This window comes from Flavobacterium sp. LM5 (assembly GCF_002017945.1).
GTDB lineage: Bacteria > Bacteroidota > Bacteroidia > Flavobacteriales > Flavobacteriaceae > Flavobacterium > Flavobacterium succinicans.
This window is the reverse complement of the sequence record NZ_MUFX01000051.1, coordinates 1-3,085: the sequence shown is the minus strand read 5'-3', so window position 1 is coordinate 3,085 and position 3,085 is coordinate 1. Positions and strand designations below refer to the sequence as shown.

At 36.8% G+C, this 3,085-nt stretch carries 3 protein-coding genes and 1 pseudogene; 3 read left to right on the top strand and 1 reads right to left on the bottom strand.

Going from position 1 to position 3,085, the window contains the following annotated elements:
* The 3 genes from BXU11_RS18280 to BXU11_RS18275 all read left to right on the top strand — a co-directional run.
* The coding region (locus tag BXU11_RS18280) for an Nramp family divalent metal transporter (RefSeq protein ID WP_255373973.1) at nt 1–838 on the top strand (838 nt) is incomplete at its 5' end.
* Nucleotides 816–1,124: a divalent metal cation transporter gene (locus tag BXU11_RS18510; RefSeq protein ID WP_255373972.1), complete on the top strand. Its 309-nt coding sequence runs from the start codon at nt 816–818 to the stop codon at nt 1,122–1,124. The genes BXU11_RS18280 and BXU11_RS18510, both read left to right, overlap by 23 nt.
* 60 nt (nt 1,125–1,184) lie before the next feature.
* Nucleotides 1,185–1,832 carry a universal stress protein gene (locus BXU11_RS18275; protein WP_223253791.1) on the top strand — a complete coding sequence of 216 codons (648 nt, stop codon included), beginning with the start codon at nt 1,185–1,187 and terminating at the stop codon, nt 1,830–1,832.
* Between the two features lie 88 nt (nt 1,833–1,920).
* Here the strand turns inward: BXU11_RS18275 and BXU11_RS18505 are convergent.
* A pseudogene (locus BXU11_RS18505) lies at nt 1,921–3,043 on the bottom strand (Rnase Y domain-containing protein); the annotation flags it as partial.
* Between the last annotated feature and the right edge of the window lie 42 nt (nt 3,044–3,085).

The window sequence follows — 3,085 nt, the reverse complement described above, 5'->3', positions numbered from 1 at the left end:
AAAAAAATCAAAGTTTAGAAAAATCCTTGCTTTTCTAGGCCCAGCTTATCTCGTAAGTGTAGGCTATATGGATCCAGGCAACTGGGCAACTGATATTGCTGGCGGAAGTCAATTTGGTTATTCACTATTGTGGGTATTACTGATGAGTAATCTTATGGCCTTGCTATTGCAAAGTTTGAGTGCGCGTTTAGGGATTGTCACCCAACGTGATTTGGCGCAAGCCTCGCGCGAAACCTATTCGCCTTTTGTGAATTATATTTTATATTTTTTGGCCGAAATTGCCATTGCTGCTTGTGATTTGGCCGAAGTACTCGGAATGGCGATTGGAATTAATTTACTCTTTGACATTCCGTTGATTGAAGGCGTTTTGATTACAGTTTTGGATACCTTTTTACTCCTGTTCTTAATCAACAAAGGCATCCGAAAAATGGAAGCTTTTATCATAGTTTTGGTAGCCATCATAGGATTTTCATTCGTCTTTGAAATGTTTTTTGCGCAACCCGAACTCGATAAAGTAGTTTTGGGATTGATTCCCTCTCTTCCTACTGAAGCGGCGCTTTACATTGCTATTGGAATCATTGGAGCCACGGTTATGCCGCACAATTTGTACTTGCATTCGTCTTTGGTACAAACCCGAAAATTTGACCGCAGTCCGAAAGGCATTCGACAAGCCTTAAAATACAACCTAATTGATTCAACGATTGCACTGAATTTGGCTTTTTTTGTGAATGCTGCTATTTTGATTTTAGCAGCCGCCACCTTCTACAAAAACGGGCTATTTGAGGTAGCCGAAATTCAAGATGCTCATAAATTTTTTGGCACCAATTTTAGGCACTAAATGGGCCTCTATCCTATTTGCTGTGGCTTTGATTGCTGCGGGACAGAGTTCAACAATCACGGGAACTTTAGCGGGTCAAATCGTAATGGAAGGCTATTTGAATTTACGCATTCAGCCTTGGGTTCGCCGCATTATTACCAGAATAATAGCCATAGTTCCAGCAGTTATTGTAATCTTGATTTATGGCGAAAGTGTCACAGGAAAACTACTTATTTTCAGTCAAGTGATTTTGAGTTTACAATTGGGATTTGCCATTATTCCATTGATTCATTTTTGTAAGCGATAAAAACAAAATGAATGGTTTCATATCAACACGCTGACTAAAATAGCCGCTTGGACGATAGCTTTGATTATTGTTTCGCTCAACGCTAAATTGGTTTTTGACGAGATTCAAGGTTGGTTGTCAGAATCTCAAAACTCAATGGTGTTGTGGTTCACAGTAGTTCCTCTTGCTATCGGATTTTTGGTTTTACTGCTCTACATCGTGGTGCGACCCTTTTTATCGCAAAGCAAAGTTCATATTCAAAATCATTCTCCTCATAATTTACAATTACAATTCAACGCCACTCAAGCGCAGCATCCAGAAAAAATTGCGATTGCCGTCGACTTTTCTTTTGCTGACGAAACGGCCCTGAATTATGCTTTTAATTTAGGAGGAAAAGAAGCCGAATATACTTTGATTCATGTGGTAGAAACCGTTGGGGCCATGATGTACGGCAAACAAACCGACGATCACGAGACTACGATTGACGAAAAGTTATTACTAGATATAAAGCCATGTTTCAAGAAAAAGGTTTCCATGTCAAAACCCTACTTGGTTTTGGGAGCCCAACAAAGTACTTCCAAATTGGTCAATAAAGGCAAATTCGATTTGCTTATTATGGGTACGCATGGCCATACTGGATTTAAAGATTTACTATTGGGAACCACAATCGATCATTTGCGTCACAAGATTTCAATTCCATTAGTATTGATTAACAATCCTAAAAAATAATACTAACAATTAAAAACCCTTTCAGAGTTTTGAACTCTGAAAGAGTTGATTAAATATTATATGATGACCCACTCCGAAGAAAATTACTAACTTTTCCAATATCGTGAAGTAAGCCAGCTCTTTTGGCTAGTTTAACATTTAAGCCTAATTCGGCTGCCATAATTCCACAAAGCTTAGAAACTTCACGAGAGTGTTGCAATAAATTTTGTCCATAAGAAGAACGGTACTTCATACGTCCTACTACTTTGATCAATTCAGGATGTAATCCGTGAATGCCTAAATCAATAACTGTACGTTTACCAACTTCTATGATTTCGTCATCAATTTGTTTGGTGGTTTTGGCTACAACTTCTTCAATTCTTGCAGGGTGAATACGTCCATCAGTTACTAATTTATGTAACGATAAACGAGCTATTTCTCTTCTAACAGGATCGAAACAAGAAAGAATAATCGCTTCTGGCGTATCGTCTACAATGATTTCAACCCCTGTAGCAGCTTCTAGTGCACGAATGTTTCTACCTTCACGTCCAATAATTCTACTTTTACATCATCGGATTCGATATTGAAAACAGACACGCAATTTTCAACAGCTTCTTCTGTTCCAACACGTTGAATAGTGTTTGATGATGATTTTTTTAGCTTCTTGCTGCGCAGTTAATTTGGCTTCTTCAATAGTGTCTTGAATGTGAGACATCGCTTTTGATTTAGCTTCAGCCTTTTAATCCTTCTACTAATTGTTCTTTAGCTTCTTCAGCAGATAATCCAGAAATTACTTCAAGTTGTTGTAATTGGCTTTTATGCAATCTTTCAACTTCTACTTGTTTCTTGTCTAGAACTTCAATTTTGGCTTGAAATTCAGCTTTTTTTGCTTCGAAATCATCGTTGATTTTTTTTGCTTTAGACAATTCACTCGAAACTTGAGATTCTTTATCACGAACTCTTTTTCAACTTCGGCTACTTTTTTATCTCTAGCCAAAATCACCTGCTCGTGCTCCGATTTCAATTCGATAAATTTTTCTTTTGCTTGAAGAATTTTATCTTTTTTAATGTTTTCTGCCTCTAAATTGGCATCTTTCAAAATAGAAGAAGCTTCTTTTTTTGCGTTTTTTATTAAATTAGAAATATTGCTTTTTTTCTATGATTTTGGCAATTCCAAAACCAGCCGCAATACCTATTATACCTGAAACAATTATTAGTAGTGTGCTATCCATTTTGTATTTAAATTATATATAAAAAAAAACCTACATTAGTGG